Source organism: Mycobacterium sp. JS623, assembly GCF_000328565.1.
Taxonomy (GTDB): domain Bacteria; phylum Actinomycetota; class Actinomycetes; order Mycobacteriales; family Mycobacteriaceae; genus Mycobacterium.
Genome location: NC_019966.1, coordinates 5,247,506 through 5,274,408 on the forward strand (window position 1 = coordinate 5,247,506; position 26,903 = coordinate 5,274,408).

The window sequence follows — 26,903 nt, forward strand, 5'->3', positions numbered from 1 at the left end:
GGCCCGTCCGAACCAACCCCTCCCGATCCTCCACGCATCCGACGAAACGGTGGCACGCCGTCGGCGCCGATGCCCGCCGAGTCTGAGCCGCAGACCAGCATCATCCGGCGTCATCCGACCGGCGAATTCCTCGCCGTTGCCGACCCGCAGACCAGTTACATCCCGCGAGCCAGGCCAGCCGCAGTGGGTACGCCGCGGCGGAAGCAAGCCAAGCCGAACACGGCTATCGCGGCGGCCGTCGCCGCAATCCTGACCGGCTGGGCCACCGCCGTCATCGCCGTCGACCTGATCACCGGCTGGTGGCGATCGGATCGGCTGTTCTGTGTGGCGATCGGATTTCTCACTGCGGTGTCCGCCGCGGCGCTCATCGGCGGGCTGATCGCGCTGCTGCTGCGGCGGCGAATGGCCAGGCTGCTGATCGGGGTGGGCGCGGTCGTCGCGCTGCTGATCTTCGCTGGCTTGTTCGTCGCGGGAGCCAAACTCTCGCCGGTGGTCTACGGCATCCCCGTACTGCCCGCCGCGAGCATCCTGCTGGCGCTGCTGCCGTCGACGCGCCACTGGTCGCGCAGCGGGTCAAGCTAGGCCGTCGCATCTCAACGTCAGGGCCAAAACGTAGGTTTCGAGCCCGACGCCGGGGCTTGACCGCGAAATTGCAGTTATCGCGGGAAAGTTCGAGTGCACTGCACAACAACTGCGATCTCGCGAACCAAGCGGCGTCGTTCGGCGCGGCGCGCGCTGCCGTTTACATCGCTTTGTGCCCAGCAATTCGACACCCGCCCCCTGGGAGAGGCACAGCGGGGGTCGGCCTACAGCTTGGACACCGGCGCGTGGTTGTGCATCAGCTTGACCCGCCCGGCACTGCCGAAGTCGATCAGCGACATCGCTGACTCACCGACGCCGGACACCTCCTCGACCCGGCCGAGGCCGTACTTGTCGTGGTTGACCCGGTCCCCCGGCTGCAGCACCAGCAGCGGGCGCTTACCTGCCGCTGAGCGCGTCGGCGACGGGCGCTGCATGCCGAACCTGCCTGCACCGCTGACGGGTGCTGACAGCGACGGTGGCGGCTCGACGCGCCGCCAGTCGATGAGCTCCTGCGGGATCTCCTTGAGGAACCGGGATTCCGGGTTGAGCATCGGCTGGCCCCACGACGACCGGACCCTGGCCCGGCTGACGTACAGCCGCTGCCTGGCCCTGGTGATGCCGACGTAGGCCAGCCGCCGCTCTTCGGACAGCTCGGTCGGATCGCCAAGTGCCCGCATGTGCGGGAACATGCCGTCCTCCCAGCCGGTCACGAACACCACCGGGAACTCCAGCCCCTTTGCGGTGTGCAGCGTCATCATCGTCACGACACCGGCGCCGTGCTCGGGCAGTTCGTCGGCGTCGGCGACCAGCGACACCCGCTCCAGGAACTGGGCGAGGACGCCGGTGTCGGGAATATCCTCGTCGGTCGGGTCGACTTCACCCATCGCCTGTGCGTTGGCCAGGTCGGTACTGAATTCGTGTGCGACGCTGACCAATTCGTTGAGGTTGTCCAGCCGCGCGAGGTCCTGTGGGTCGCTGGAGGATTCCAGCTCGGTCCGATAACCGGTGCGGTCGAGGACGGCTTCAACGACATTGCCGAGCTCGTCATCCAGCTTGCCACGCAGATCGTCAAGCAGCTCAACGAAACTCGCGATGCACTTCTCCGAGCGGGTGTTCAGCATCGGCACCTTACCCTCCGCGGCCGCCTGCAGTGCGTCGTTGAAGCTCAGCCCGGTGTTCTCCGCGTACACCGCGACGCATGCCTCGGCGCGATCGCCGATGCCGCGGCGCGGTGTGTTCAGGATTCGCCGCATGCTCACCGAGTCACCGGGGTTGTCCAGGACCCGCAGATACGCGACGATGTCGCGGATCTCCCTGCGTTCGTAGAAGCGAACGCCGCCAACGACTTTGTACGGAATGCCCGCGCGAATGAACACCTCTTCCAGCGCGCGCGACGAGTTGTTGGTGCGGTAGAAGACGGCGACGTCGTTGTAGGTGATCTCGCCTCTGTCGGCGAGTGCGTCGATCTCCTCGGCGACGAAGCGCGCCTCGTCGTGCTCGTTGTCGGCGACGTAGCCGACGATGAGCTCGCCCTCCCCGGCGTCGGTCCACAACCGCTTCTCGCGCCGCCCGGCGTTGCGGGAGATCACGGAGTTCGCAGCGCTCAGGATGTTCTGCGTCGAGCGGTAGTTCTGTTCGAGCAGAATCGTTGTGGCATTGGGGAAGTCGCGTTCGAAGTCCTCGATGTTGCGGATAGTGGCGCCGCGGAACGCGTAGATCGACTGGTCGGCGTCGCCAACCACGCACAGCTCGGCCGGCGCGACACCGTCCTCGGTCTCGCGACCCACCAGCTCGCGCACCAACACGTACTGCGCGTGGTTGGTGTCTTGATACTCGTCGACCAGGATGTGCCGGAACCGCCTGCGGTAGTACTGCGCAATTTGCGGAAACGCTTGCAGCACAGCGACTGTCTCGCCGATCAGGTCATCGAAGTCCAGCGCGTTGGCCGCGCGCAACCGACGCTGATATTCCGCGAACACCTCGGCGATGATCCGCGGCAGATCCTCCATCGCGTTCGACGCGTCGTAGGCCGCCTGCTCGGGACCAATCAGCTCGTTCTTCAGGTTGGAGATCCCGTTGGCCAGCAACCGCGGCGAGTACCGCTTGGTGTCCAGCCCCATGTCCTTGCCGATCATCAGCAGCAGCCGCCGCGAGTCGTCGGCGTCGTAGATGGAGAAGTTCGAGTTCAGCCCGGGCAGCAGCGACGCCTGATTGCGAAGGATCCGCACGCAGGTGGAGTGGAACGTCGACACCCACATCGCGCGGGCCCGCGGGCCGACTAGCTGCACCACGCGCTCGCGCATCTCGGCCGCGGCTTTGTTGGTGAACGTGATGGCCAGCACCTGGCCGACGCCGACCTCGCGGGCGGCCAGCAAGTAGGCGATCCGCCGCGTCAGCACCGCGGTCTTGCCGGAGCCAGCGCCGGCGACGATCAGCAGGGGCGTGCCCTCGTGCAGCACTGCATTGCGCTGTTGCGGGTTCAGGCCGTCCAGCAGGGCTTCGGAGTCGGAATTCAGGTCGGTCACGTGCAAACTCATGTCTGCCCCAACTTACCGCCGAGCGGCGACACCCTTTGCGCTGCCACGGCCTCAAATGGCACACTTCTAGACGTGCTCATCAAGCAGCCTTCGTCGATGCTCTTCGCGCAAGCGGCTCATCGCCGATTTTTTTACGGGTACCGGCCAGCGGTGCCCGTGGTCTAGCTGCTTCCAAGAGCCCCGCGGTCCGCTTCCGGATCCGGGGCTCGTCTCTTTGTGTGAGGCCCGAAACCGGATGAGACCGACAACCCACACAACGAGGAGCCCACAATGACTATCGAAACGGAACCCGTGGCTGAGATTGATGACCTGCGCCGCGAAATCGACGAGCTCGACGCGGCGATCCTGGCAGCCGTCAAGCGGCGCACCGAGGTATCCAAGCTGATCGGCAAGGCCCGGATGGCCTCGGGCGGCACCCGGCTGGTGCACAGCCGCGAGATGAAGGTGATCGAGCGCTACAGCGAGCTCGGCCCCGACGGCAAGGACCTCGCGATGCTGCTACTGCGCCTTGGCCGCGGCCGCCTCGGCCACTAGCGCTTCAGCGCGTCGGCCAGCCACGGCGTCAACCACTTGACCGCCTCCGGCGTCGGATGCACGCCGTCGATGCGCATCTTGATGCCGTCGACCTTGTTGGTGTAGTAGCCGTCCGGACCCAACTTCTTGTTGAGGTCGAGCAGGGTGACGTTGGGTCGCGTACCGATCACGTTGCGCAACAAGGTGTTCCAGCTGTCGGCGCGCTGGGGCTGATCCTCGGGATACAGGCTGCCGTCGGCCCGCTCACCGCGCCGGTTGTACGGCTCGGTCGTCACCACCACGTGCGCGCCCGTCGACGTCAGAATGTCGAGCGCACGCGCTAGCTCACCCCCCAGATACGCGTCGTACGCGTCGTCGCCAATATGCGTCCAGTGGCCCTCGTTGACCCGATCCACGACCTCCCAGCGGCCGATGATCAGCAGCACGACGTCCGGCCGGTCGTGGTTGATCCGCTGGGACCACCGCGCCGGCCACGAATCGCATTCCGGCTTCTGGTTCAGCGTCTCGCCCGCATACCGATAGGGCCCGCCGCGGGCCACGCCACACCCGATCGTCGTGTAGTTGGTGAAGCTCAGCCCCGGCGTCGGCGGCAGGTACCGCATCAACGTCCATGCCACCGAGTCCCCGAACACCGCCACCCGCTTGGTCCCCGGCGCCAGCTGGCCCGACGGCGACTTCACCTCGACCGGCACCTCGGGTGAGACCAGCGCCGCGGAGTCGATGCTGCTGGTGCCCGGGTCGGCTGGTCTCACGTCGACCGGCAGCACCGTCATCGTCACCACGGCCGCCGTCGCCGCCGTCGCACCCGCCAACGGCAACATCGGGACGATCACCGGCCGCCAGCGCCGGATGGGCTGCTCGAGCAACCACCACGACGCCGTCGCCACCGCCACCGTCGCGGCGCACCGCAGCGCGAACAGCGGCCAGCCGGACCAGCCAGTGCATTCCCCATTGAGCGCCAGGAAGATCGGCCAGTGCCAGAGGTAGACGCCGTAGGAGATCGCGCCCAGCCACACCAGCGGCCGCCATGCCAGTGCCCGCGCGACGGGCGAGCCCGGGTCCAGCGCCACGGGTGCGACGACGAGGACTGCGGCCACCGCCGCCAGGATCAACAGTCCGTAGCGGAAGTCGCGGGCGCCGCCCGTCGCGAAGTGCGCCAATGCCGCCAGCATCGCCAGTCCCACGACCGAGAGCGCGGTCCCGGCCCATCGCCGGTAGCGCGTGCGAATCAACGTCGCGCCGTCGGTGAGCACCGACCAGTCCCGGACTAGCAGCGCGGCTGCTGCGGCGCCCATCAGCAGGGCCTGCGCACGGGTGTCGGTGCCGAAGTACACCCGGTTGATTTGGGGCGCCATCAAGATGGCGGCCGTCGCCGATGCGACGACGCCGGTGGCAGCCAGCACAAAGACGGCCGATCGGAGACGCCTCCAGGACAGCGCGGCGACGGCGATCACCAGCAGTGGCCAGATCAGGTAGTACTGCTCCTCGACGCCGAGCGACCACGTGTGCTGCAGCGGCGACGGCGGGGCGCCTTGCGAGAAGTAGTCGGTCTGCTGTGCGACGAACGCCCAATTGGACATCCAGAAGAAGGAGGCGACGGCATCGTCGCGCAGCGAAGCGGTGGCCTCGGTCGGGAAGAGTCTGCGCATCGCCACCACCGCGAGCGCCATCACGAGCATCGCGGGCAGCAAGCGTCGAGCACGCCGAATCCAGAAGTCGCGCAGCCGAATTCGCCCGTTGTTACGGAATTCTTCGAGGAGCAGTGAGGTGATCAGGAATCCGCTCAGCACGAAGAAGACGTCGACGCCGAGAAATCCGCCGGAGACGCCGGGGAGACCCCCGTGCTCGGCGAGGACGAGCGCGACAGCGACCGCACGGATACCGTCCAGTGCGGGAATCGAGTGGCCGCGATCCGCTGTCACTGCGGAGATCTTTCCCGCGCGAACAGACGCAAAAGTCCCCGACACGCCGAGGTGCAGGGACTTTTACGACTCGTCGCCTAGTTCGTCAGCGCGATGTATTTCGTCTCGAGGTATTCCTCGATGCCCTCGGTGCCACCCTCGCGGCCGAAGCCGGACTGTTTGACGCCGCCGAATGGGGCCGCGGGGTCGGAGATCACGCCGCGGTTCACGCCGACCATGCCGGCGTCGATGCTCTCGGCCACCCGCAGCGCACGATCCAGCGACTGCGTGTAGATGTAGGCCGCCAACCCATATTCGGTGTCGTTGGCCGCCTTGATGCCCTCCTCCTCCGCGTCGAAGCCTGTGATCGGCGCGACGGGCCCGAACACCTCCTCCCTGAGGATGCGGGCGTCGGCGGGGACGTCGGCCAGCACCGTCGCCGGGTAGAAGTTGCCGGGGCCGCCTGGGGCGACGCCACCGACCGCGACCGTCGCGCCGCGCGACACCGCGTCGGACACCAGATCCTCGACGGTGGCGACCTGCTTGGCGTTGATCAGCGGGCCCAGCGTGGCGGACTCGTCGATGCCCTTGCCGAGCGTGAACTCGCTCATCCGCTTGACCAGCTTCTCGGTGAACTCCTCGCGCACCGCGTTGGCGACGTGGAAGCGGTTGGCCGCGGTGCAGGCTTCACCGCCGTTGCGCATCTTGGCCAGGATCGCGCCGTCGACTGCGGCGTCCACATCGGCGTCGTCGAACACCACGAACGGCGCGTTGCCGCCGAGCTCCATCGACAGCCGCAGCAGCTTGTCGCTGCCCTGCTTGGCGAGCGCCTTGCCGACGCCGGTCGACCCGGTGAAGGTCAGCTTGCGCAGCCGACCGTCGTCGATCAGCGCGGTGGTCACGTCGCCCGGCTTGCTCGTCGGGATGACCGACAGCACGCCTTTGGGCAGGCCGGCCTCGTCCATCAGCTTGGCCAGCAGCAGCATGGTCAGCGGGGTCTCCTGGGCAGGCTTGACGATCATGGTGCACCCGGCGGCCACCGCTGGGCCGATCTTGCGGGTGCCCATCGCCAGCGGAAAGTTCCACGGGGTGATCGCGTAACACGGGCCGACCGGACCCTTGGTGACGATGATGCGGCCGTCGCCTGCGGGCTTCGGGGTGTACCGGCCGCCAATGCGGACCGCCTCCTCGGCAAACCAGCGGAAGAACTCCGAGCCGTACTTGACCTCGCCCATGCTTTCGGGCAACACCTTGCCCATTTCGAGGGTCATCAGGGTCGCGAGGTCTTCGGCCTTTTCGGTGATCTTCTCGAAGACCGCACGCAGGATTTCGCCACGCTCGCGGGGCGCGGTGGCCGCCCAGTCCTCCTGGACGGCGCAGGCGGCGTCCAGCGCGGCGATCGCGTCTTCTGGGGTGCCGTCGGCGACGGCGATCAGGACCTCGTCATCGGAGGGGTCAAGAACGTTGAATGTCGACTTGCCTTGGCGTTCCTCACCGCCGATCCACAGACCGGTGGGCACTGACTTCAGCAGAGCGGTGGTGTCCATGCCTCCATCATTTACACCTTTGTTCAACCGCCCGCATTAGGGTTTCCAACATGACCTCCCAGACGCAGCAGATCCCCGATATTGCAGCCACTCCCGCCTGGCAGGCCTTGGCGCGCCATCATGACGAAATCGGTACCAAGACGCTGCGCGAGTTCTTTGCCGAAGACCCCGAACGCGGTACCCAACTGGCGTTGACGGTCGGCGACCTCTACATCGACTACAGCAAGCACCGGGTCAGCCGCGACACCTTGAAGTTGCTGATCGACCTGGCGCGTACCGCCGGACTGGAGCAGCGTCGCGACGCGATGTTCTCCGGCGTGCACATCAACACCTCGGAAGATCGCGCGGTGCTGCACACGGCGCTGCGCGATCCGGCAGGCGTCGAGTTGGTGGTCGACGGGCAGAACGTCGTCGAGGATGTGCATGCGGTGCTGGACAAGATGGGCGACTTCACCGACCGGCTGCGCAGCGGCGAGTGGACGGGCGCCACCGGTGAGCGCATCAAAACCGTCGTCAACATCGGAATCGGCGGCTCGGATCTGGGTCCCGTCATGGTGTACAGCGCGCTGCGGCATTACGCCGACGCGGGCATCTCGGCGCGCTTCGTTTCGAACGTCGACCCGGCCGATCTGGTTGCCAAGCTTGACGGACTCGAGCCTGCCACAACGCTTTTCATCGTCGCGTCGAAGACGTTCTCCACGCTGGAGACGCTGACCAACGCGACAGCCGCGCGCCGGTGGCTGACCGACGCATTGGGCGATGCGGCCGTATCGAAGCATTTCGTTGCGGTGTCGACGAACAAGAAGCTGGTCGACGACTTCGGCATCAACACCGACAACATGTTCGGCTTCTGGGACTGGGTGGGTGGACGGTATTCGGTCGACAGCGCAATCGGTTTGAGCGTGATGGCTGCGATCGGCCGCGAGCGGTTCGCCGACTTCCTGGCCGGTTTCCACATCGTCGACGAGCATTTCCGCACTGCGCCATTGGAGGCCAATGCGCCGGCGCTGCTGGGCCTGATTGGCTTGTGGTACAACAACTTTTTCGACGCGCAGACGCGTGCGGTGCTGCCGTATTCGAACGACTTGTCGCGGTTCGCGGCGTATCTTCAGCAGTTGACGATGGAGTCCAACGGCAAGTCCGTGCGGGCCGATGGCTCACCGGTGTCGACGAATACCGGCGAAATCTTCTGGGGCGAACCGGGAACCAACGGCCAGCATGCGTTCTATCAGCTGATCCATCAGGGCACGCGGTTGATCCCGGCCGATTTCATCGGATTCTCGCAGCCGACAGACGATTTGGCGACGGCCGATGGCAGCGGCAGCATGCACGACCTGCTGATGAGCAACTTCTTCGCTCAGACGCAGGTGCTGGCGTTCGGCAAGACGGCCGAGGAAATCGCCGCGGAGGGCACGCCGCCAGAAGTGGTGCCGCACAAGGTGATGCCCGGCAATCGACCGACAACGTCGATCCTCGGCACGAAGTTGACGCCATCGGTGGTCGGCCAGTTGATCGCGCTGTACGAGCATCAGGTCTTCACCGAGGGCGTCATCTGGGGTATCGACTCGTTCGACCAGTGGGGCGTCGAGCTGGGCAAGACCCAGGCCAAGGCGTTGCTGCCGGTGATCACCACCGACGCATCGCCGGCCGAGCAGTCGGATTCCTCCACCGACGCGCTAGTGCGCCGCTACCGGACGGAACGTGGCCGCACCGCTTAGAAGCGCGAACAGACGCAAAGTTGCACCTCCGAATCAAGGGTGCGACTTTGCGTCTGCTCAGCGAGTTAGTTAGCCCGCCGGGATGTTGATGCAGCCCACGTTCGGGATGCATCCATTGGCCCCGCCCGGGCCTGCCGAGCCACCTGGCCCGTACGGCGACAGCGAGCCAGAGGCACCGCCCTGGTCGGCGGACCCGCCAGGACCGTAGGGGATCTCGCCGGCAGCGCCGCCGGGGTCAGCTGTGCCCGACGGGCCGTAAGGAATGTTCACCTCGGCACCGCCTGAGCCAACATTGCCGATGTCCGAGCACGGGGTGCCGTCAGCATTGACACACGGCGGGGGCGGCGGCGGTTCGGCGCTGGCGATCGGCGCAGCGGCGATCGCAGCTGCCGCTGCGCCCGCGAACAATATGGGCGTCATCTTCGTCAGTTTCACGATCATGAAGTTCGGCTACCACCATCGCCCGAGCACTAAACCTCTAGCGCGACTAACCACCAACGCGAGCGTGCGTGTCTGCCCGACGACACCCCGGTATCGCTGTGCATTTCCCGCAGGGTCGCGGGCGCCCGAGGGTGCGCTGCATCGCGCATGTTCGCGGCGTGTCGCATGTAAACACGCGCGCTCGGGAGAGTCGGACTAGGCGAAACGTGCTGCGATCTGCGGCGGCAGCAGCCGCAATGCGTGCACCAGCGGCGTCCACGGCCAGCTTGGCACCGCGGCCCGGCCTGGTTCACGTTCGATCGCGTCGACCATCGCCTTCGTACCGGTCTCGTTGTCGACCATCATCGACGTCGTGTCAGCCTTGGCCGTCATCTCCGATTCGATGTACCCCGGCTCGAGGACCGTCACCTTGATTGGCCCTTTGGCGTACTCAGCGCGCAGCGACTCGCCAAGCGACGACACCCCGGCCTTGCTCGCGGCGTACGCCGCCCGCACCCCCGGCACGCCCTTGTTGGCGAGCACGGACGAAATCAGCACCAGATGCCCGCCACCTGCGGCCCTGAACATCTCGATCGCCGTCTCGATTTGCACAAGGGCCGCAACGAGATTCGTCTCGATGGTCGCCTTGTTTGCCCACAGCTTGCCCGATCCGAGCCGGGCACCCTTGCCGATCCCGGCGTTGACGATGATGCGGTCGATACCTCCGAGTTCATCGGACAGCTCGGCGAACACTTTCGGCACCTTCTCGTGGTCGTTGACGTCCAGCGACGCCACCGCAACCGTGATGCCGGGATGACGCTCCAGCAGCTCGGCGCGCAGCTCATCGAGCCGGTCATTGCGACGGGCGCACAGCGCCAGATCGCGTCCCTTCGCGGCGAACTTGCGGGCCATGCCGGCACCGAGGCCCGAAGACGCACCGGTGATCAGGATCTTTTGCCGAGTCATCGGCTGAGCCTATTTGAGCAGCCTCGACAGCCGTCTATCGGCCAGCACCTTGCCGCCGGTCTGACACGTCGCGCAGTACTGGAAAGACTTGTCGGCGAACGACACCTCGCGCACCGTGTCGCCGCACACCGGACACGGCAGACCGGTGCGGGCATGCACGCGCAATCCCGAGCGCTTCTCCCCCTTCAGCGTCGCGGCTTGCTGCCCCACCGACCGCTGTACCGCATCGGTGAGGACGCTGATCATCGCGTCGTGCAACGCAGACAGCTGCGCATCGGTCAATTTGCCCGCGGTTGCGAACGGCGAGAGCTTGGCCACGTGCAGGATCTCGTCGCTGTACGCGTTGCCGATCCCCGCAATGACCTTTTGGTCGGTGATGACGGTCTTGATGCGGCCACTGTTGCCGTTCAGCGCTGCCGCGAGCCCGGCGGGATCCAGCGACAGCGCGTCGGGTCCGAGTGCGGCAATCTGCGGCACCGCCATCGGATCGTCGACGAGCCACACCGCCAGCCGCTTCTGCGTGCCTGCCTCGGTCAGGTCGAAACCCGGTGCGTCGCCGGGAGTTCCGAGGTGAACGCGCAACGCGATCGGGCCCTTGCCCGGCTTGAGCGGCGCGGCGGCCAACTTGTCCGACCACCGCAGCCAAGCCGCCCGTGACAGATGCGTGATCAGATGCAGCTCGCCGACCGCCAACCCCAAATACTTGCCCCACCTGTTGGCACCGGTAACCGTCTGGCCGTGCAGCACGTTGATGGGCGGATCGAACGTCTTGAGCACCGACAGCGCCGACACATCAACGCGGCCGATGGTCAGCCCGACGGCGTGCCTGCGCAGATGATCGGCCAGCGCCTCGATCTCAGGTAATTCCGGCATCTGTCCAGTGTGCCGTCAATCCCGCACGCGGCGTCCGGCATCGCGGGTGACCAATGACAGCAGCCAGCTCACGATCGACAGCACGATCGCCGCCCAGATCGCCGTCCACCAGAAATCCTCGATGTACAGCCCCCAATGGGTGGTGTGGTCGGTGATCCACGACGTGATCCACAGCATCAACGCGTTGATGACGACGTGGATCAGGCCCAGCGTGAGGATGTACAGCGGGATCGATATGAGTTGCACGACCGGCTTGATGATCGCGTTGACCAGCCCGAAGATCACCGCGACGACGAAGATGATGCCGGCCCTCGCCAGCGTGGTGTCCCCGCCGATGAAGCTGATGCCGGGGACGATGAGGGTGACCACCCACAGCGCGACCCCGGTGAGCGCCGCGCGCAGCAGGAAGCTCCCCATGGCCGCTAGTGTGCCGCGCGCAGCAGGTAGGTGTCCATGATCCAACCGTGCTTGGCGCGTGCCTCGGCCCGCAGTTCCACGATTTCGGAGGCGATTTCGCCAACGGTGCCAGACATCAGCAACTCATCCGTCGTACCTAGATAGGCGCCCCACCAGATTCGCGTCTGCGGCGGGCAACTCTGAAACGAGCAGTCGCCGTCGAGCATCACGACCGCGGCGCCGGACAGTCCGTTCTCGCGCAGCTGCCTGCCGGTGGTGATGAGCACCGGCTCGCCGACGTCGTTGAGCGGGATGCGGTGTCGCGCCGTCAGCGCCTGGATCGCGGTGATGCCAGGGATCACGTCGTAATCGATGTCCACACGGTTCGCGACGAGGTCGAGGATCCGCAGTGTGCTGTCGTACAAAGACGGGTCGCCCCACGCCAGGAAGGCCCCGACACCGCCGGGCGCTAGCTCTCTCGAGATCGCGTCGGCCCAGACCGCCGCCCGCGCCGCGTGCCAATCCGCGACGGCCCGGCGATATGCCGGGGTGTCCGAGGTGTCCTCGGCCCGCTCCGGGTCGGACAGCTCCACGAACCGATAGGCAGGCTCGCGGACGAAGCGTTCGCAGATTAGGCGTCGCAGCGCCAGCAGGTCTTCCTTGGCCGAGCCTTTGTCCATCGCGAAGAACACCTGGGTGTTGTTGAGCGCGTCGACCGCCTGCGCCGTCACATAGTCCGGGTCGCCAGCGCCGATGCCGATCACATGGATCCGCCGAGTCACGCCAGTGAGTATGCCATTGACCAGCGGTTACCCCAGGTATGCGGTACCCGGGGTATTGACATGTTCGGTATCGGGTACCTAGCTTTCTAGGTGACAGCGACGAAGGGATGTCAGTGATGACCGCTTCGGTACGGGCGAGCGCCGCCGCCGGTCGCGAGGAGTTCTCCGAGCGCCTGCTGAAGGGCTCGGTCAAGAAGTCCTACGCGCCGATCGTCGACATCGACTGGGACGCGCCGCTGGATCCGGACAGGTTCTTCCTGCCACCAAAGACAGTGTCGCTGTACGGCACCCCGTTGTGGGACAACATGACCCGTGCGCAGCAGATCGAATTGTCGCGCCAGGAACTCGTCAACACGCTGTCGGCAGGTATCTGGTTTGAGAACATCCTCAACCAGGCGCTGTTGCGCAAGATGATGCATCAGGATCCGACCGCAAAAGCCACGCATTACGAACTGACCGAGCTCGGCGACGAGACGCGGCACATGGTGATGTTCGGCAAGGCCATCGAGCGGGTCGGCGCAAAGCCGGTGCGGCCCAAGTACTACCAGCGGGTGATCATCAATGCACTGCCGTTCGCGTTCCAGGGCCCGATGCTGTGGGTGGCCGCGCTGATCGGCGAGGAGATCTTCGACTCGCTGCAGCGACAGATGATGGACGACCCGGACCTGCAGCCAATGGTGCAGCGCCTCATGCGTATTCACGTCACCGAGGAAGCCCGGCACATCCAGTTCGCCCGCGACGGGTTGCGCAAGCGCGCCCCGCACATGCGGCGGCTTCCGAAGTTCTTCGTTGCCAACATCAACGGGGTCGGTGGTTTGTTCTTCCGCTTCCTGTTCACCAACAAGGTCCAGTACCGCCGTGTCGGGCTGGATGCCCGCGAAGCCCGCCGGATGGCGCGCGAGAGCCAGCATCGTCAACAAACGCAGATACTCGGTTTCGCCCCGCTGGCCACTTTTCTCGAGGAGGTCGGTCTGATGGGCCCGATTGCCCGACGGATGTGGAAGCGTAGCGGCTTCCTGTGAGCGATATCGACGACGTCGCATTCATCAATGCCGGCAGGATCGCAAGCCAGAAGCCGGTTTTCGACGAAAGCACGCACACCTGGACACTGGCGTCGCGGCAGGGCGAGCCGCAGCGCGCCCGGGTACTCATCGCTACGGACGGGGTGCCCGACGGCCGCGATCCCGAGGCCCTCAGGCCGTATCTCGGAGTGGCGATTCATGGCTTGCCGAACTACTTTCTGATCACCGGACCCGACGTTGCGGCGCAAAAGAGCTACATCGCAAAGTGTTTGCAGGTGATGGCCGATACCGGCAGTACCCGTATCGAGGTCCGCTACAGCACGCAGCGGTACTTCAATGAGAAAATGCGGCCGGGAAAGATTCAGTGGCGCCGCGTCGGCAAGCACATCCGGCGCGCCTTCGACCTCACCTCACAGGTCACCGTGGCAGACGATCTCTACGACGGCCGTGCCACGGTGCACATCGGTGAAGACGGTTGTGAGTCCCGGGTTCGGCTGACCGGCCACTTCGATCCCATCGATGGCCAATACCATTGGCAGGGCATGATTCTCGAAGAGTTGGCCGGCACGGACAGACTGCCCAAGCCGGCGGTCGTCACCATCGGCAACCGATCATCCGCTGCCCGAATCACCGAGCGCACGCCCCAGGGCGGCTATTCGGTCGTCGGCGTCGGGGCCCCACCGTTCGCGCTTGAAGAGACAGTCGTCCGATAGCCGCGTAGCCCGACGACGAGCAGCCCCACCGCGAATGCCCCGCCGACGATCCCCGAGATCAGCAGCGGCACACGACCGTCGGCACCCCACAGGAAGCCGGCCCACAGGCCCGCCGCCAGCACAGCGAAACCACTCGCACCTTGGAACACGCCCTGCGCGCTTGCCTGCACTTCCGAACCGACTAGTGACGAAATCCAGGCCTTGCCAACGCCATCCGTGCAGGCCGTGAACAATCCGTACACCCCGATCAGCAGCCACGCCGTCACCGTGTCGGTGGTCAGCCCCAGCCCGGTATAGCCGATCGCGAAGAACACCAGCCCAACACCGAACACTGCAGGCCGCGGAATGCGGTCGGCCAGCATCCCGGCGGGATAGCTCGCCAGTGCGTATACCGCGTTGTAGGTGACGTAGGCCAGGATCACCTCGACCACCGAGAAGCCGATCTCGTTGAGCCGCAACAGAAGCAGCGCGTCGGGGAAGTTCACCAGACCGAACACCACCAATGCCGCCGTCACCTTCCAGTAGTGGCCAGGGAGGTCACGGACTCTGGCGAACATCGCGAGCCGTTGCGCAGGGGGCAGCGTCCGCCGGGTCTCGCGGACAAGGAACACCAGCGCCACGCTCAACACCGCAGGGACGACGGCGACCCAGAGTAGGGGTGGAATCTGATGGTCGAGCAGTTCGTAGCCAGCAAGGCCCAGTAGCGGGCCCACCACGGCGCCCAATGTGTCCATCGCGCGGTGGAAGCCGAATACCCGTCCCCGCGCGGCGTCGTCGACGTCGACGACCAACAGAGCGTCGCGTGGCGCGCCGCGAATTCCCTTGCCGAGCCGGTCGACAACGCGACCAGCCAGCACGGCCGGCCATCCGGCGGCCGCTGCAACCATCACCTTGCCAAGTGCGGCCATGCCGTAGCCCGTCGCGATCAACGGGCGGCGGGCGAAGCGGTCACCTAGCGGCCCGGCCGCCAGTTTCGTCAGCGACGCGGCCCCCTCCGCAGCGCCTTCCACTGCACCGACTACCGCCGCCGGCGCGCCAAGAACTGAGGTCAGGTAGATGGGCAGGAGCGGATACAGCAGTTCGCTCGCCGCGTCTTGAAGAAAGGAGACAGCGGAGAGCACCCGCACATTGCGGGTCAGCCAGGTGCGCACCTACGCAATCATGGCGCGCGGTAAGCGCCAGTTTCTGCACCAGGGTCTTGAATAGTCAGAATTCACAGCGCTCATGCCGAAATCGGCGCCCCTCACTCGGGGCTCTCATGGGTGACGGCGCGGTACCCGTGTGCGCCTGCGCGGTCGACCAGCGCCCGAACAAGGCCGAACACCAAGCCTTGCAGCGCGGCGGCCGCGATGGCCTCACGACCGGACCGGTCCAAATCCTTCGGATCGGGCGGTTCCTTATCCGACGGGCTGATCCGCTGCCAGACCTCCGAGAAGACCTTGCCGGCCAGCAGGCCGCCGGCAACGCTGGTCGCGATCTGCAGCGGAAAGTACATCGCCTTGGTCACGGTGCTCATGCCTCGACTCCCACTCCCTCCGGTCCTCGCTCGTTCCTCGCTGCGATCCTCACTCGCGGTCGCCTTCGGGTGCTCATGCCTCGACTCCCACTCCCTCCGGTCCTCGCTCGTTCCTCGCTGCGATCCTCACTCGCGGTCGCCTTCGGGTGCTCATGGCGTTGACGTTCCCGCAACTGCAACCCGTGAAACTAGAACACGTTCTAGTATGACCGGGTGCGCTTCACATTCGCCGAGGCAATGACGGATCCCACCTACTACATCCCGCTGGCCAAGGCCGCAGAGGCCGCCGGGTATCACGCGATGACGATCCCGGACAGCGTTGCCTACCCGTTCGAGTCCGACTCGAAATACCCCTACACTCCCGACGGCAGCCGCGAGTTCCTTGACGGCAAGTCCTTCATCGAGGCATTCGTAATGGCGGGGGCGTTGTGCGCGGTCACGACGACGTTGAAGTTCAACTTCTTTGTGCTCAAGCTGCCGATCCGCCCCCCGGCGCTGGTGGCCAAGCAGGCCGGGTCGGTGGCGGCGCTGTTCGACAACCGGCTCGGGCTCGGGGTCGGCACCAGCCCGTGGCCGGAGGATTACGAACTGATGGGTGTCCCGTTCGCGAAGCGGGGCAAGCGAATGGACGAGTGCATCGAGATCATCAAGGGGCTGACGTCCGGCGAGTACTTCGAGTTCCACGGTGAGTTCTACGACATCCCGAAAACGAGGATGCTTCCCGCGCCGTCAAAGCCGATCCCGATCCTTGTCGGCGGCCACGCCGAGGCGGCGCTGCGACGCGCCGCCCGCTGCGACGGCTGGATGCACGGCGGCGGTCAGCCCGAGGAACTCGACCGATTGATCAAGCGGCTCAACCAGATTCGCGAAGAAGAGGGCCGCACCGGCCCCTTCGAGATCCACGTCATCTCGACCGACGCGTACACGCTCGACGGCATCAAACGCCTCGAAGACAACGGCGTCACCGACGTCATCGTTGGCTTCCGGTACCCCTACATCATGGGCCAGGACACCGAGCCCCTAGATACCAAGATCCGCCATCTCGAACGATTTGCCGAGAAAGTCATCGCCAAGGTCTGACTGACGTCCGCGATGGGTAACCATCAGATATGGCGAGCTCAGCGCCACGAGATGCGCAAGCCTCGGGCGTTGTCGCGATCGGGGCATCTGCCGGTGGCGTCGAAGCCCTGACGCGGTTGGCAGCTGGACTGACTTCGGACCTGCCGTTCGCGGTACTAATGGCACTGCACGTGCCGCCAGGTGCGCCGAGCGTCTTAGGCAAAATCGTCGACCGCAGCGGGCCCCTGCTGGCCGCTTCGGCGGCCAACGGTGCACCGCTCGAGTCCGGTCGCATCCACGTCGCCATCCCCGACCGCCACCTGCTGGTCAGCCGTCACCGAGTGGTGCTGTCGGAGGGCCCCACTGAGAACGGATATCGGCCGGCCATCGATGCGATGTTCCGTTCCGTCGCGCTGGAGTTCGGTCCCCGCGCGATCGGAGTGTTGATGTCCGGCGTACTGGACGACGGGGTTGCGGGCCTTGGCGCCATCCAGGCGCGAGGGGGAACCACGATCGTGCAACAACCCGACGACGCGCTGTATCCCACCATGCCGCAAAACGCGATCGACGCGGGTGTGGCCGATCTGCAGGCGACGGCCGCCGAGGTTGGCGCGGTCCTGAAGAGGCTGGCCGATCGAGAGATCAAGGAGCGCCCAATGGACCCCGACATCAACATGGAACTGGAGAACCGCATCGCCATGGGAAAGCGGTTCGAGGTATCGATTGAGGGCGACACGTTGGGCCCGCCGTCGGGATATACGTGCCCCGATTGCAACGGCTCGCTGATGACGCTGAGCGATACGAGCTATCGCTGCCGAGTTGGGCACGCCTGGACCGCTGACGCTTTACTCGAGGCGAGGCACGACGAAGTCGAGGGCGCGGTGTGGGTGGCCCTTCGAAGCCTGAAGGAGAAGGCGAATCTGTCCCGCCGGATGGCGCAGAAAGTTGGCCCGGGGACACTTTTCGATCGATACAACAAAGTTGCCGACGAAGCCGAACGAGCGATGACCGTGCTCGGGGAGCGGCTCTGGGACGCGACAGGATCGCGGAAGGGCTGATGGCGGCCGACGCTTGCGGACGACTGGTGGTCACCGCGGACAGAATTGACGACATGACGCTGTTGAAGGCCGACGGCGTCCTCGACAGCACCACCTATCTGTCATTGCGCGACACCATCATCAAGGCTGCCCTTACAGAACCCGCCGCCGTGATCGTCGACGTCACGGATCTGACCGTGCCCGCCACGTCGGCGTGGGCAGTGTTCACAAGTGCGCGCTGGCATGTCGGAACGTGGCCCGAGGTACCCATAGCGTTGGTAACGGGCAGCCCCGACGTCCGGGAAGCGCTGAGGCGCAATGGTGTGACCCGGTACGTCCCCGTCTATCAGACCGTCGAAGACGCGACTCTTGGCAGCGCTCATCACGTCATTCAGGGACGACGGCGGGCCCGAGGTAGCTTGCCTGCCGATATCAGCAGCTTGGCGCGCTCACGTCAGCTCGTCGAAGGGTGGCTGTCGGCGTGGGAGGTGGGCGAGCTGATCCCGGTCGCGAAGATCGTCGTCACCAGCCTGGTCGAAAACGTCTTGCAGCACACGGCCAGCGGGCCGATCGTCCGGCTAGAAACCGACGGCGCCACGGTCACGGTGGCCGTCGAAGACGAAAGCCACCATCTCGCCGAACTAGCCGAGGCATCCGACCGCACGCACATGTCATCGGGTCTGCGCTTCGTAGCCGCATTGTCACGCGTTTGGGGCAATGCCCCGACATCTTCCGGAAAAACCGTCTGGGCCGTGCTCGGTCCGGAGAACCGCTTGTAGCAGAAGCGAGTAAGTTCACGGAAGGCCGATCGGCGGACGGGACTTGATGGACGAGCGAGCAGGCGACGAGGCTTTCGAAGCTTTATTGCGCTATATGCGCGATTCCCGGGGTTTCGATTTCACGGGTTACAAGCGCTCGTCGCTGATGCGTCGGGTGCGTCACCGGATGGAGAGACTGGGCGCGGACTCGTTCGAGCAGTACCTCGACACTCTGCAGGCGAGCGCGGACGAGTTCAACGACCTCTTCAACACGATCTTGATCAACGTGACGACGTTCTTTCGCGATCCGCCCGCGTGGGAGTTTCTCAAGAGCGACGTCATACCCGGCGTGCTCGCCGGGAGCGGACCGAACGATCCCATCCGCGTGTGGAGTGCCGGCTGTGCCTCCGGCGAGGAAGCCTACAGTCTGGCGATGCTGCTCGCCGAGCCGCTGGGAGCCGAGGCGTTCAGCCGTCGAGTCAAGATCTACGCCACTGATGTCGACGAGCACGCCCTTGCGCAGGCGCGGGCGGCGAGTTATGAAGCCAAAGCGGTCGAGTCTGTTCCGAAAGACTTGTTGGAGAGCTGCTTCGATCGCACCGCAGGCCGCTACAACATCCGTAAGGACCTGCGCCGCGCCGTCATCTTCGGCCGCAATGACCTGGTCAGAGACGCGCCTATCTCGCGGGTCGACCTGTTGACGTGCCGGAACACCCTGATGTACATGAACGGTGAGACACAGCGCGGCGTGTTGAACCGTCTGCACTACGCGCTTTCCCCCCGGGGCATTCTGTTTCTCGGTCACGCCGAGATGCTGCTCAGCCATTCGGGCCGGTTCACCCCAATCAACCTGGAAGCAAGGATGTTTCGGAAGGCGTCGGGTTCACACGGTGCCGTTGAGAAGTACGGGCCCTCCACCGCGCTGGTTCGTCAGGGCGCGCTATCTAGTCTGAACTCGGTGCGGGAGCTCGCCTTTCACGCCAATCCAGTGCCGCAGATCGTGCTGACCAGCGATGACACGGTCGCGATGATCAATGAGAAAGCAGAGCAGATCTTCGGCTTGTCGGCCCGCGACATCGGTCGACCACTGCGCGACCTCGACGTCTCCTACCGGCCGTTGGAGCTGCGGGCGCAGATCAAGCAGGTGAAGCTCAATGAGCGGCCCGCAATGGTGCCGGATGTGCAATGGCAACGGGTCAGCGGTGATACCGGCTGGTATGAGGTTCACCTCAATCCGCTGACGGACGCCGACGATGCCATTCTCGGCATATCGATCGCCTTCTTCGACGTGACGGCGAACAAGGTGCTCGTCGACAAGGTCGTCGACGCCCACAAGCAACTCGAAACCGCCTACGAGGAACTGCAATCCACCAACGAAGAGCTCGAGACAACCAACGAGGAATTGCAGTCGACGGTCGAGGAACTGGAAACCACCAACGAGGAACTGCAATCCACCAACGAAGAGCTCGAGACGATGAACGAGGAGCTGCAGTCGACAAACGACGAGCTGCATACGATCAACGACGAATTACAGTCCCGCAGTGTCGAACTCGAGACCGCAAGAGCATTCGTCGACTCCTTGGTCGACTCGATCTACCTTGGCATGACGGTCGTCGACACGGAGATGCGGGTGCTGATCTGGAATCGTGGCTGCGAAGAGTTATGGGGCTTGCGGACGGAGGAGACCGTCGGGGCGATGCTGTCGGAGCTGGACTTCGGGCTGCCCATGGATGAGGTCAAGCACCTGATAGGTAAGGCGTTCGTCGACCTCGACTCGTTCGGCGAGACAACCGTCGACGCGATCAACCGGCGTGGGCGGTCTTTACGGATCCGCGTGTCCTGCACGGCTTTTCGCGATTCCTCCAACTCAATCAACGGCGCAGTGCTGTTGATGGAGGCGCAGAACTAGGGCTGCTGCTGCCGCGCGTCGTTGTCCTCGGCGATCCATTGTTCGAACGCGGCCAACCGGTGGAACTCCGCGGCTTGACGGTGCCGTTCGGCGGCGTCTTGATGAGGACCGACGTTGCGATCACTGGCCTGCATGGCGACCTGCTCGTGAACCGCGGCCGCGCGCAGGTGGGCGTCTTCCGCCTCGACGTGTCGGTTCGCCGCGGCGTGGTGCGCCCGGCGCGCCCGTTCGAGGGCTTCGCCCGCACGAACCTTCGCCTGTTGTGCCGCCGCGGTCGTCACCGGCAATCCGTGAGCCAGCTCGTCGAGACGTGTACGCAATTCGTCTGCGCGTCCCCGGGCGCGATCTGCACGCGATTGCGCCGACTGGTCCCCGTTTGCCGTGTTGTTCACCCCCGCAAGGTCTGGTGAGGGCTTTGCCCGTACGTCTGACGGTAAAGCACCGCGAACCGTCCGGTATGCGCAAATCCCCAGCGCGCGGCGATCTCGGTGACGGTGTCGTTCCTGCGGTCAGCGGCCGAGAGCTCCAGGTGGGCATAGTGAAGCCGGATCCGGCGCAGGTACTGCAGTGGCGTCGAATCGAGATGACGCCGGAACATGTACTGCACCGCTCGCGGCGTGACGTGAATGGTCTCGGCGATGTCGGCCAGCGAGATGTCGTTGGTCGCGTTGGCGTCCATGTATTCGATGGCGCGGCGCAGCAGGGCCGGCCTGCTGTCGGTGCGGTCGGCCGTCGTCGACTGCGGCCCGCCCGTGTTCGGGAACGTTGACAGCATCACCGCTGCCAGCAGTCGGCTCGCATGGCCGGCGATCAGCGGCGTGACGGGGGCGTCACCGGACAACACCGTCCGTGCGACGTAGGCGACGGTGTTCTTCCACAACCGTTCCGCGGCCTCGTTTACCGGTTCCAGACTCGTGAACCGGATGGGCGCAGGTGCCTGTCCGTTCGGAACGCCGGCCGCAACACTGGCCACCACTGCGGGATCCAGCAGGACCGCTGTCGCTCGCAGATCACGGGCGATAGAACGGTGCGGCAGATCCGGCTGGGACAGCAGCGCGACCTCGTCTGCGGCGGCGTCGACGGACAACCCGGCACACTCGCTGGAGACGCTGCCGGCGGCAGGCCATATGCCGACAACCTTGTTCATCGGGTCCGGTGCGGCCTCGACGTTGCCGGCCACCCGCACCTCGTCAACGGCGAATGTCTCCGCCGCCCTACGGACGTGGGTCAGAAGTGCGTCATTGCGGCGCTGTTCACGGTTCCAGCGGAGCCTAAATCTGACGCCGTACGCCTCCTCGAGGAACCGTTCGGCTTCACCGGCGTCGGTGATTCTGACCTGCCACTGCGTCGGCTGATCAATTTTCGGTGTGAACGTGTCGATTGTGATCCACTCCCCAGGGGGAACGAAGCGGCAGGGCTCAGGCTCAACCCCCGGTATCCGCACCATACACCTGCAATGTCGTCGATTAGCCTGACCTGGTGTCCGTACTCGACAAGTTCCGACTCGACGACAAGGTCGTCATCGTCACCGGTGCGTCCTCCGGTTTAGGGGTGTCATTCGCTCAGGCGTGCGCGGAGGCGGGTGCCGACGTGGTGCTGGCCGCACGGCGCGTAGACAAGCTGTACGACACAGCGCGTCTCGTCGAGATGGCGGGCCGCCGCGCGTTGACGGTCGCGACGGACGTCGCTGATCCCGCGCAGTGCCAGGCGATGGTCGACGCTGCGATGGCCGAGTTCGGGCGGGTGGATGTGCTGGTCAACAACGCTGGAGTGGGCACCGCGGTGCCTGCCACCCGCGAGACACCTGACGAGTTCCGCGCTGTCATCGACATCAACCTCAACGGGTCCTATTGGGCAGCGCAGGCGTGCGCGAAGGTGATGGCTCCGGGCAGTTCCATCGTGAACATCTCCAGTGTGCTCGGCATCACCACCGCCGGGTTGCCGCAGGCTGCCTACAGCGCGAGCAAGGCCGGCGTCTCGGGGCTGACCCGAGATCTGGCCCAGCAGTGGGGTTCTCGCAAAGGCATTCGCGTCAACGCGATAGCACCGGGATTCTTCGAATCGGAGATGACCGACGCGTACAAGCCCGGTTATATCGAGAGCCTCAAACCGCGAGTGTTGTTGGGCCGCATGGGCAATCCCGTCGAGTTGGCGGCGACGCTGGTGTGGCTGGCGTCCGAAGCCGGCGGGTTCGTCACCGGCCAGACCATCGTCGTCGACGGTGGCGTGACGATCACCTGACGCCGCCAGAGCGAGCGGCCGATGATCATAATCGTCGAATGAATTCGCCTGACCTCGTACTGCGACCGATCGGGCGTGTCGAATCGACGGTGATCGATCCTTCGCAGGCCGCACGCCAGGGAGACGAGGGCGCTCCCGACTGCTGGCTGGCGTTTGAGCCCGACGTCCGAGCAGCGCTCGACGGGCTGGAACCCGGCGACGACATGGTCATCGTCACCTGGCTGCACCTGGCCGACCGGACCGTGCTGCAAGTGCACCCGCGGGGCGACATCAGCCGCCCGATGCGCGGCGTGTTCACAACCCGGTCGCAGCATCGACCGAATCCGCTCGGCATCCACCAGGTCACCGTGCTGGCAGTCGACGGTCTCCACGTGCGGGTCCATGGCCTCGAGGCGATCGACGGGACGCCGGTCATCGACGTCAAGTCCGCGCTCGAGCCCCGCGGCCAACGCTGACTCCATACCTGGCGGATAGGAAACCGATCACTCTGATCGGGCACTTGATCTTCGGTTTCGTCCTCGGGCTCGCCTTCCTCAAAGGCCCCGCCCGGACGGGACCGTGGCGAGTGGCCCTGGCCGCCAATCCTGGAAACAGCGCCGGTCAAGCGTGCCATCGCGGCCGCCCGGAAGGTCATCGGTCCGCCCCAAACCACATGACCTGGCCGCACCCGCGCCGCGGGTCGTCGAGCAATCGACCGACGACCCGCGGTGCTTGGGCCAGAATTGCCACCATGTCGTGCCACTTGGAAGTGTCGAAGCCGTCGGGCCGGGAATTGATCCCGTTGATCGGTCAGCGGGTGACCATCGGTAAGGCCTCGAGCAACGAGGTGCCCCTCGAGCACGACGAAACCGTTTCCCGGCTGCACGCCGTGTTGGAGAACCTCGGGTTCGCGTGGTCGATTCGAGACATGGGCAGCCGCAACGGCACGTATCTCAACGGCGAACGAATCACCGCCGAACGCGTCCTGCGGTCCAAGGACGAGGTTCGCGTCGGCAAGACGCGGCTGATCTTCTGGGAGGTACGCGACTCCGGGGAAGGGAAGATCGATGAGGAAACGGTGATGGCGCAGCCCGTCGAGCAGCCGCCGCAGCTGACCAGGCGCGAACTCGACGTGCTGGTGGTGTTGTGTCGCCCCCTGGTCTCCGACGACCCGTTCCCCGAGCCCGCATCGGTCAAGCGGATGGCAGGCGAGCTGTTCGTCACCGAGGCCGCCGTCAAGCAGCACCTGCAGAACCTGTACGACAAGTTCGCCATCCCGTCGGAGGGAGACCGCAGGGTCCGGCTGGCTAACGAGGCACTGCGGCGTGGCGCGGTCACCATCGCCCAGCTGCGCGACACCTCTAAATGAAGTCCAGCGCCTCGACCGTCGCGACCGGGCCTTCGTGTGTCGGTCGGTCGGCGCCCCCGATCACGTAGACAGTGGACCCGACGGCAGCGACCGCCTCGCCGTGCACCGGGGTGTTGATCGGCGCCAGCGAGCGCCACTTCCCACTGGCGATGTCGTACATCTCTACCGTGGCCAGTACCTGTGTCGGCTCCTCACCGCCGACGGCCACGATCCGGCCGTCGATGAACGCGGCGCCGTAGCTCCCGCGCGGCGTCGGCATGTTCGCGAGCTTCTCCCAGTTCCCTGAGCCCGGGTCGAACCGCTCAAACGCCGACGAGTTGTCGTCGGCACTCAAGAACCGCCCGCCGATCGTGTACACGTAGACGCCGTCGGACACTGCGGCCAGGTGCTCGCGCGGCGTCGGCAGGTCGGCCGCCTGGGTCCACGACGTCCCGTCGAACACTTCGGTTTGGGGGACGAGTTTCTTTTCGTTCTGGCCGCCGACGACGACGAGCTTGTCGTTGACGACAGCCGCCGCCGCGGCTGCCCGAGCATGCGCCAGTGGCGGAAGCTCCGTCCACTTGCCGTCGCGGAAGGCGAAGACTTTGTTTGAGGCGTTGGCGATGGCGTCCTGGGCACCGCCGAGCACCACCATCCCGCCGCGATATGTCGCCGCAGTCGCGTGATTCAGCGGAATTGGCAAGGGCGGCTGCGCTTTCCACTCGCGTGTTTGGGTGTTGTAGCTCTCGACTGTTTGCAGGGTCTCGCCGTGCCTCATCCCGCCTGCGACCCAGATCTCGTCGCCGAGCACCGTCCACGCCGTCATCAGCCGCGCGGTCGGCGCATCAGGCAACGAGCGCCATTGCGGTGCGGGCTGAGGTTTACGGGGCGCCAGCTTCAGCGCTTCAGCCGACGACGTGACTTGGTCATCGCCGGCACTGGTCGACCCTCCGACCGCAAACACCGTCTTCCCGACACCGGCCACCGCCAGCCCGTGTCGTGCAGTTCCCAAGTCCGGCAACCCATTCCACGATTTCGTGGCGAGATCGAATGCGACCACGCTGTTGAGCACCTCACCCTGCGAGACGCCTCCGACCACCACCAGGCGTCCGTCGGTGATCGCCGCGCCGAAGTCACTGCGTCGCCCCGGCACTTCGGGCAGGCTCGTCCAGGTGTCCGCAGCCGGGTCGTAGGCCTCCACCGCCGACAGGTCAGCCGTTCCGTTGGTGCCGCCGACGGTGTAAACCAGCTTGCCGTCCGATGCGGCGCCCAGCATCTGTCGCGGAGTTGGCATGGGGGCGCCGAGCTTCCAGGAAGTGCCGTCGAAGATTTCGGTGGTGTTCAGCAGCTTGCCGGTGGCGTCCACACCGCCGGTGACGATGACACGGTCACCGACGACGGCGGCCGCCCCTGCGGCGCGGGGCTGCAGCAGCGGCGGCAACTCCGTCCAGCGGCTGTTGACGATCCGCCACACCCGATCCGTTGCGACCTTCGAATTGGCGCCTTCGGTTCGCCAGCCACCGAGCACGATGGGGGTGTCCTGCCATGTCCCGGACATCGCGTGCTGCACGGGAACCGGCAGATCCTCGCCGCCCTTCCAACTGTCGATGGCAGGGTCGTAGCCCTCGTGGCTGCCGGTGACGCGGTTGTCTGCCGCCATCCCGCCGAAAATCCAGATGGTGCCGTCGGCCTCGGTGGCGGTGACTGCATCGAGCGCGACGCGCGCATCGGCGATCGGGCGCCAACCGGCCTGCGCTTCGACGGTCGGTTGGCTCGGAGGTGGTGGAGTTCCGCCGCCACCAGATTTGCGCGAGGACGTGACGATGAATATGCCGCTGATCACCAACAACAGCGCTGCTGCAGCGGCGCCCGCGACGATCAGAATTCTTTTGCGATTCCGTTTTTGCGGCGGGCCTTCCGGCGCGGGCGCCGGGCTCAGTGCTTGCCACGGCAGGCTCGACCCGCTGACCGACGCGGTGTGGGCGAACATATTCGGGTCCGGCGGTGGCGTTGACGCCGTCGACTCGCTCAGTGGGCTGGACTGCACTTCAGCCGGGGGGGCCACCGCGATCGGCTCCGACAGCGGCATTGATTGCGTGCCCCCGGACGGCTCCTCGTGGTGACCGCCGGGTTCACTGAGGGCCATCGGGTCCGCTATCAACCCGTTGTGCCGTTGCGCCAATTGCAATTCGCGGCCGAATTCCTCCGCCGACGCCTGCCGTTTGGTCGGATCGAGCGACATCGCCCTCTCGATCGCCGCACACACATCGGACGGAATACCTTCACTGCGCAGGTCCGGCACGGGCGTCGAGGTGATCCGCAGATAGTGCGCGACGAGTTCCTCGTCGGTCTTGCGCTCATGCGCGGCGTGACCTGCGATCAGCGCATAGAGGGTCGCACCGAGGGAGTACACGTCGGCCCGGGCCGTTGGTGGCTTGCCCTCAAGGACCTCCGGCGCGGTGTAGGACAGCGTTCCGGTGAAGAACCCGGTCACCGTTTTGTATCCACCAGCGATGCGCGCGGTCCCGAAATCACTCAGTTGCGGCTCGCCGTAATCATTCACGAGAACGTTCGCGGGCTTGATATCGCGATGCAGCGTGTTTGCCCGATGCGCGGTTTCCAGCGCGCCGCACAACTTCACTCCGATGCGCAGTGCCTCGGGCCACGAGATCCTGCCGTCGCGGTGAACTCGCGCCGCGAGCGAACCCGCTGCGTGATAGGGCATCACGATGTAGGGCCGGTTGCTTTCAGTCATGCCGACCTGCAACAGATTCACGATGTTCGGATGGCCGGAAAGGCCCCCCATCGCGTAGCCCTCACGCAGGAAACGTTCGCGGTCGTGTTCGTCGAGATTGGACGCCAGCACTTTGACGGCCACAATCCGTCCGAGGGACTTCTGGTAACAGCGGTACACAACGCCACCGCCCCCGCGGCCGACTTCGACGGCGTCCTCGAAACCGGCTGCAGCCAGCTCAGACGCAATCTCGCCCGCCATGTTGCCTCGCCCCCTTTGAAAAGCGGATGCTTTGCCCCAAAGGTACCGAGCAAAGCCTGCATAAACCCGG

At 65.5% G+C, this 26,903-nt stretch carries 24 protein-coding genes and 2 pseudogenes; 12 read left to right on the forward strand and 14 right to left on the reverse strand.

Going from position 1 to position 26,903, the window contains the following annotated elements:
* Positions 1-69: 69 nt before the first annotated feature.
* Complete coding sequence (locus tag MYCSM_RS25525) at positions 70-582, forward strand: hypothetical protein (RefSeq protein WP_015309065.1); 513 nt, start codon at positions 70-72, stop codon at positions 580-582.
* A 224-nt stretch (positions 583-806) separates the two neighbouring features.
* Here the strand turns inward: MYCSM_RS25525 and pcrA are convergent, their stop codons facing one another.
* Positions 807-3,119 carry a DNA helicase PcrA gene (gene pcrA / locus MYCSM_RS25530; RefSeq protein WP_015309066.1) on the reverse strand — a complete coding sequence of 771 codons (2,313 nt, stop codon included), beginning with the start codon at positions 3,117-3,119 and terminating at the stop codon, positions 807-809.
* Positions 3,120-3,368: 249 nt separating this feature from the next.
* Here pcrA and MYCSM_RS25535 point away from each other — a divergent pair.
* Positions 3,369-3,653: pseudogene (locus MYCSM_RS25535) on the forward strand (chorismate mutase); the annotation flags it as partial.
* Here the strand turns inward: MYCSM_RS25535 and MYCSM_RS25540 are convergent.
* The gene (locus MYCSM_RS25540) at positions 3,650-5,575 is read right to left on the reverse strand and encodes an acyltransferase family protein (RefSeq protein ID WP_015309068.1); all 1,926 of its coding nucleotides are present in this window, start codon (positions 5,573-5,575) and stop codon (positions 3,650-3,652) included. The pseudogene MYCSM_RS25535 and the gene MYCSM_RS25540 overlap by 4 nt on opposite strands.
* Positions 5,576-5,652: 77 nt before the next feature.
* Positions 5,653-7,101, reverse strand: a complete 1,449-nt coding sequence (locus MYCSM_RS25545; protein ID WP_015309069.1) for an NAD-dependent succinate-semialdehyde dehydrogenase — start codon at positions 7,099-7,101, stop codon at positions 5,653-5,655.
* Between the two features lie 50 nt (positions 7,102-7,151).
* Here MYCSM_RS25545 and pgi point away from each other — a divergent pair, with 50 nt between their 5' ends.
* Positions 7,152-8,819, forward strand: a complete 1,668-nt coding sequence (gene pgi, locus MYCSM_RS25550) for a glucose-6-phosphate isomerase (RefSeq protein ID WP_015309070.1) — start codon at positions 7,152-7,154, stop codon at positions 8,817-8,819.
* Positions 8,820-8,888: 69 nt separating this feature from the next.
* On the opposite strand, the gene MYCSM_RS25555 is transcribed toward pgi, so the two are convergent.
* The 6 genes and pseudogenes from MYCSM_RS25555 to cobF form a co-directional block, all read right to left on the reverse strand.
* A complete protein-coding gene (locus tag MYCSM_RS25555; protein WP_015309071.1) occupies positions 8,889-9,260 on the reverse strand; it encodes a hypothetical protein in 372 nt (123 codons plus the stop codon).
* A 195-nt stretch (positions 9,261-9,455) separates the two neighbouring features.
* Complete coding sequence (locus tag MYCSM_RS25560; protein ID WP_015309072.1) at positions 9,456-10,205, reverse strand: SDR family oxidoreductase; 750 nt, start codon at positions 10,203-10,205, stop codon at positions 9,456-9,458.
* A gap of 9 nt (positions 10,206-10,214) precedes the next feature.
* Positions 10,215-10,688 (reverse strand): zinc finger domain-containing protein, encoded by a 474-nt coding sequence (locus tag MYCSM_RS38440; protein ID WP_232425844.1) that lies wholly within the window; start codon positions 10,686-10,688, stop codon positions 10,215-10,217.
* Positions 10,689-10,835: 147 nt separating this feature from the next.
* Positions 10,836-11,078, reverse strand: a pseudogene (locus MYCSM_RS38445) (DNA-formamidopyrimidine glycosylase family protein); the annotation flags it as partial.
* 15 nt (positions 11,079-11,093) lie between these two features.
* Entirely contained in the window at positions 11,094-11,495 is a 402-nt protein-coding gene (locus MYCSM_RS25570; protein WP_015309074.1) for a phage holin family protein, read from the reverse strand.
* Positions 11,496-11,500: 5 nt separating this feature from the next.
* Positions 11,501-12,256 (reverse strand): precorrin-6A synthase (deacetylating), encoded by a 756-nt coding sequence (gene cobF, locus MYCSM_RS25575; RefSeq protein ID WP_015309075.1) that lies wholly within the window; start codon positions 12,254-12,256, stop codon positions 11,501-11,503.
* A 116-nt stretch (positions 12,257-12,372) separates the two neighbouring features.
* Here cobF and MYCSM_RS25580 point away from each other — a divergent pair, with 116 nt between their 5' ends.
* The gene (locus MYCSM_RS25580; RefSeq protein WP_015309076.1) at positions 12,373-13,278 is read left to right on the forward strand and encodes an AurF N-oxygenase family protein; all 906 of its coding nucleotides are present in this window, start codon (positions 12,373-12,375) and stop codon (positions 13,276-13,278) included.
* Positions 13,275-13,991: a DUF4873 domain-containing protein gene (locus MYCSM_RS25585; protein WP_015309077.1), complete on the forward strand. Its 717-nt coding sequence runs from the start codon at positions 13,275-13,277 to the stop codon at positions 13,989-13,991. Before MYCSM_RS25580 ends, MYCSM_RS25585 begins: the two co-directional genes overlap by 4 nt.
* On the opposite strand, the gene MYCSM_RS25590 is transcribed toward MYCSM_RS25585, so the two are convergent.
* Complete coding sequence (locus MYCSM_RS25590) at positions 13,931-15,142, reverse strand: MFS transporter (RefSeq protein ID WP_015309078.1); 1,212 nt, start codon at positions 15,140-15,142, stop codon at positions 13,931-13,933. The genes MYCSM_RS25585 and MYCSM_RS25590 overlap by 61 nt on opposite strands.
* A 92-nt stretch (positions 15,143-15,234) precedes the next feature.
* Positions 15,235-15,507 carry a DUF4235 domain-containing protein gene (locus MYCSM_RS25595; RefSeq protein ID WP_015309079.1) on the reverse strand — a complete coding sequence of 91 codons (273 nt, stop codon included), beginning with the start codon at positions 15,505-15,507 and terminating at the stop codon, positions 15,235-15,237.
* A 213-nt stretch (positions 15,508-15,720) separates the two neighbouring features.
* Here MYCSM_RS25595 and MYCSM_RS25600 point away from each other — a divergent pair, with 213 nt between their 5' ends.
* Genes MYCSM_RS25600 through MYCSM_RS25615 form a run of 4 tightly spaced genes read left to right on the forward strand, consistent with a single transcriptional unit; the run spans position 15,721 to position 20,270 of the window.
* Positions 15,721-16,587, forward strand: coding sequence for a TIGR03619 family F420-dependent LLM class oxidoreductase (locus MYCSM_RS25600; protein ID WP_015309080.1), 867 nt, complete (start codon positions 15,721-15,723; stop codon positions 16,585-16,587).
* Between the two features lie 29 nt (positions 16,588-16,616).
* Positions 16,617-17,624, forward strand: coding sequence for a chemotaxis protein CheB (locus tag MYCSM_RS25605; protein ID WP_015309081.1), 1,008 nt, complete (start codon positions 16,617-16,619; stop codon positions 17,622-17,624).
* Positions 17,624-18,382 (forward strand): STAS domain-containing protein, encoded by a 759-nt coding sequence (locus MYCSM_RS25610; protein WP_015309082.1) that lies wholly within the window; start codon positions 17,624-17,626, stop codon positions 18,380-18,382. Before MYCSM_RS25605 ends, MYCSM_RS25610 begins: the two co-directional genes overlap by 1 nt.
* Before the next feature lie 46 nt (positions 18,383-18,428).
* Positions 18,429-20,270: a CheR family methyltransferase gene (locus tag MYCSM_RS25615; protein ID WP_015309083.1), complete on the forward strand. Its 1,842-nt coding sequence runs from the start codon at positions 18,429-18,431 to the stop codon at positions 20,268-20,270.
* On the opposite strand, the gene MYCSM_RS25620 is transcribed toward MYCSM_RS25615, so the two are convergent.
* On the reverse strand, positions 20,267-20,551 hold the full coding sequence (locus MYCSM_RS25620) for a hypothetical protein (protein WP_015309084.1): 285 nt from the start codon (positions 20,549-20,551) through the stop codon (positions 20,267-20,269). The genes MYCSM_RS25615 and MYCSM_RS25620 overlap by 4 nt on opposite strands.
* 107 nt (positions 20,552-20,658) lie before the next feature.
* On the reverse strand, positions 20,659-21,717 hold the full coding sequence (locus MYCSM_RS25625) for a helix-turn-helix transcriptional regulator (RefSeq protein ID WP_015309085.1): 1,059 nt from the start codon (positions 21,715-21,717) through the stop codon (positions 20,659-20,661).
* A gap of 32 nt (positions 21,718-21,749) precedes the next feature.
* Here MYCSM_RS25625 and MYCSM_RS25630 point away from each other — a divergent pair, with 32 nt between their 5' ends.
* The 3 genes from MYCSM_RS25630 to MYCSM_RS25640 all read left to right on the forward strand — a co-directional run bounded on the left by MYCSM_RS25630 (position 21,750) and on the right by MYCSM_RS25640 (position 23,859).
* Positions 21,750-22,511: an SDR family NAD(P)-dependent oxidoreductase gene (locus tag MYCSM_RS25630; RefSeq protein WP_015309086.1), complete on the forward strand. Its 762-nt coding sequence runs from the start codon at positions 21,750-21,752 to the stop codon at positions 22,509-22,511.
* Positions 22,512-22,549: 38 nt separating this feature from the next.
* Complete coding sequence (gene tsaA, locus MYCSM_RS25635; RefSeq protein ID WP_015309087.1) at positions 22,550-22,966, forward strand: tRNA (N6-threonylcarbamoyladenosine(37)-N6)-methyltransferase TrmO; 417 nt, start codon at positions 22,550-22,552, stop codon at positions 22,964-22,966.
* Between the two features lie 275 nt (positions 22,967-23,241).
* Positions 23,242-23,859, forward strand: coding sequence for an FHA domain-containing protein (locus MYCSM_RS25640; protein WP_015309088.1), 618 nt, complete (start codon positions 23,242-23,244; stop codon positions 23,857-23,859).
* Here MYCSM_RS25640 and MYCSM_RS25645 read toward each other — a convergent pair.
* Positions 23,852-26,833: a serine/threonine-protein kinase gene (locus MYCSM_RS25645; RefSeq protein ID WP_015309089.1), complete on the reverse strand. Its 2,982-nt coding sequence runs from the start codon at positions 26,831-26,833 to the stop codon at positions 23,852-23,854. The genes MYCSM_RS25640 and MYCSM_RS25645 overlap by 8 nt on opposite strands.
* Positions 26,834-26,903 lie beyond the last annotated feature (70 nt).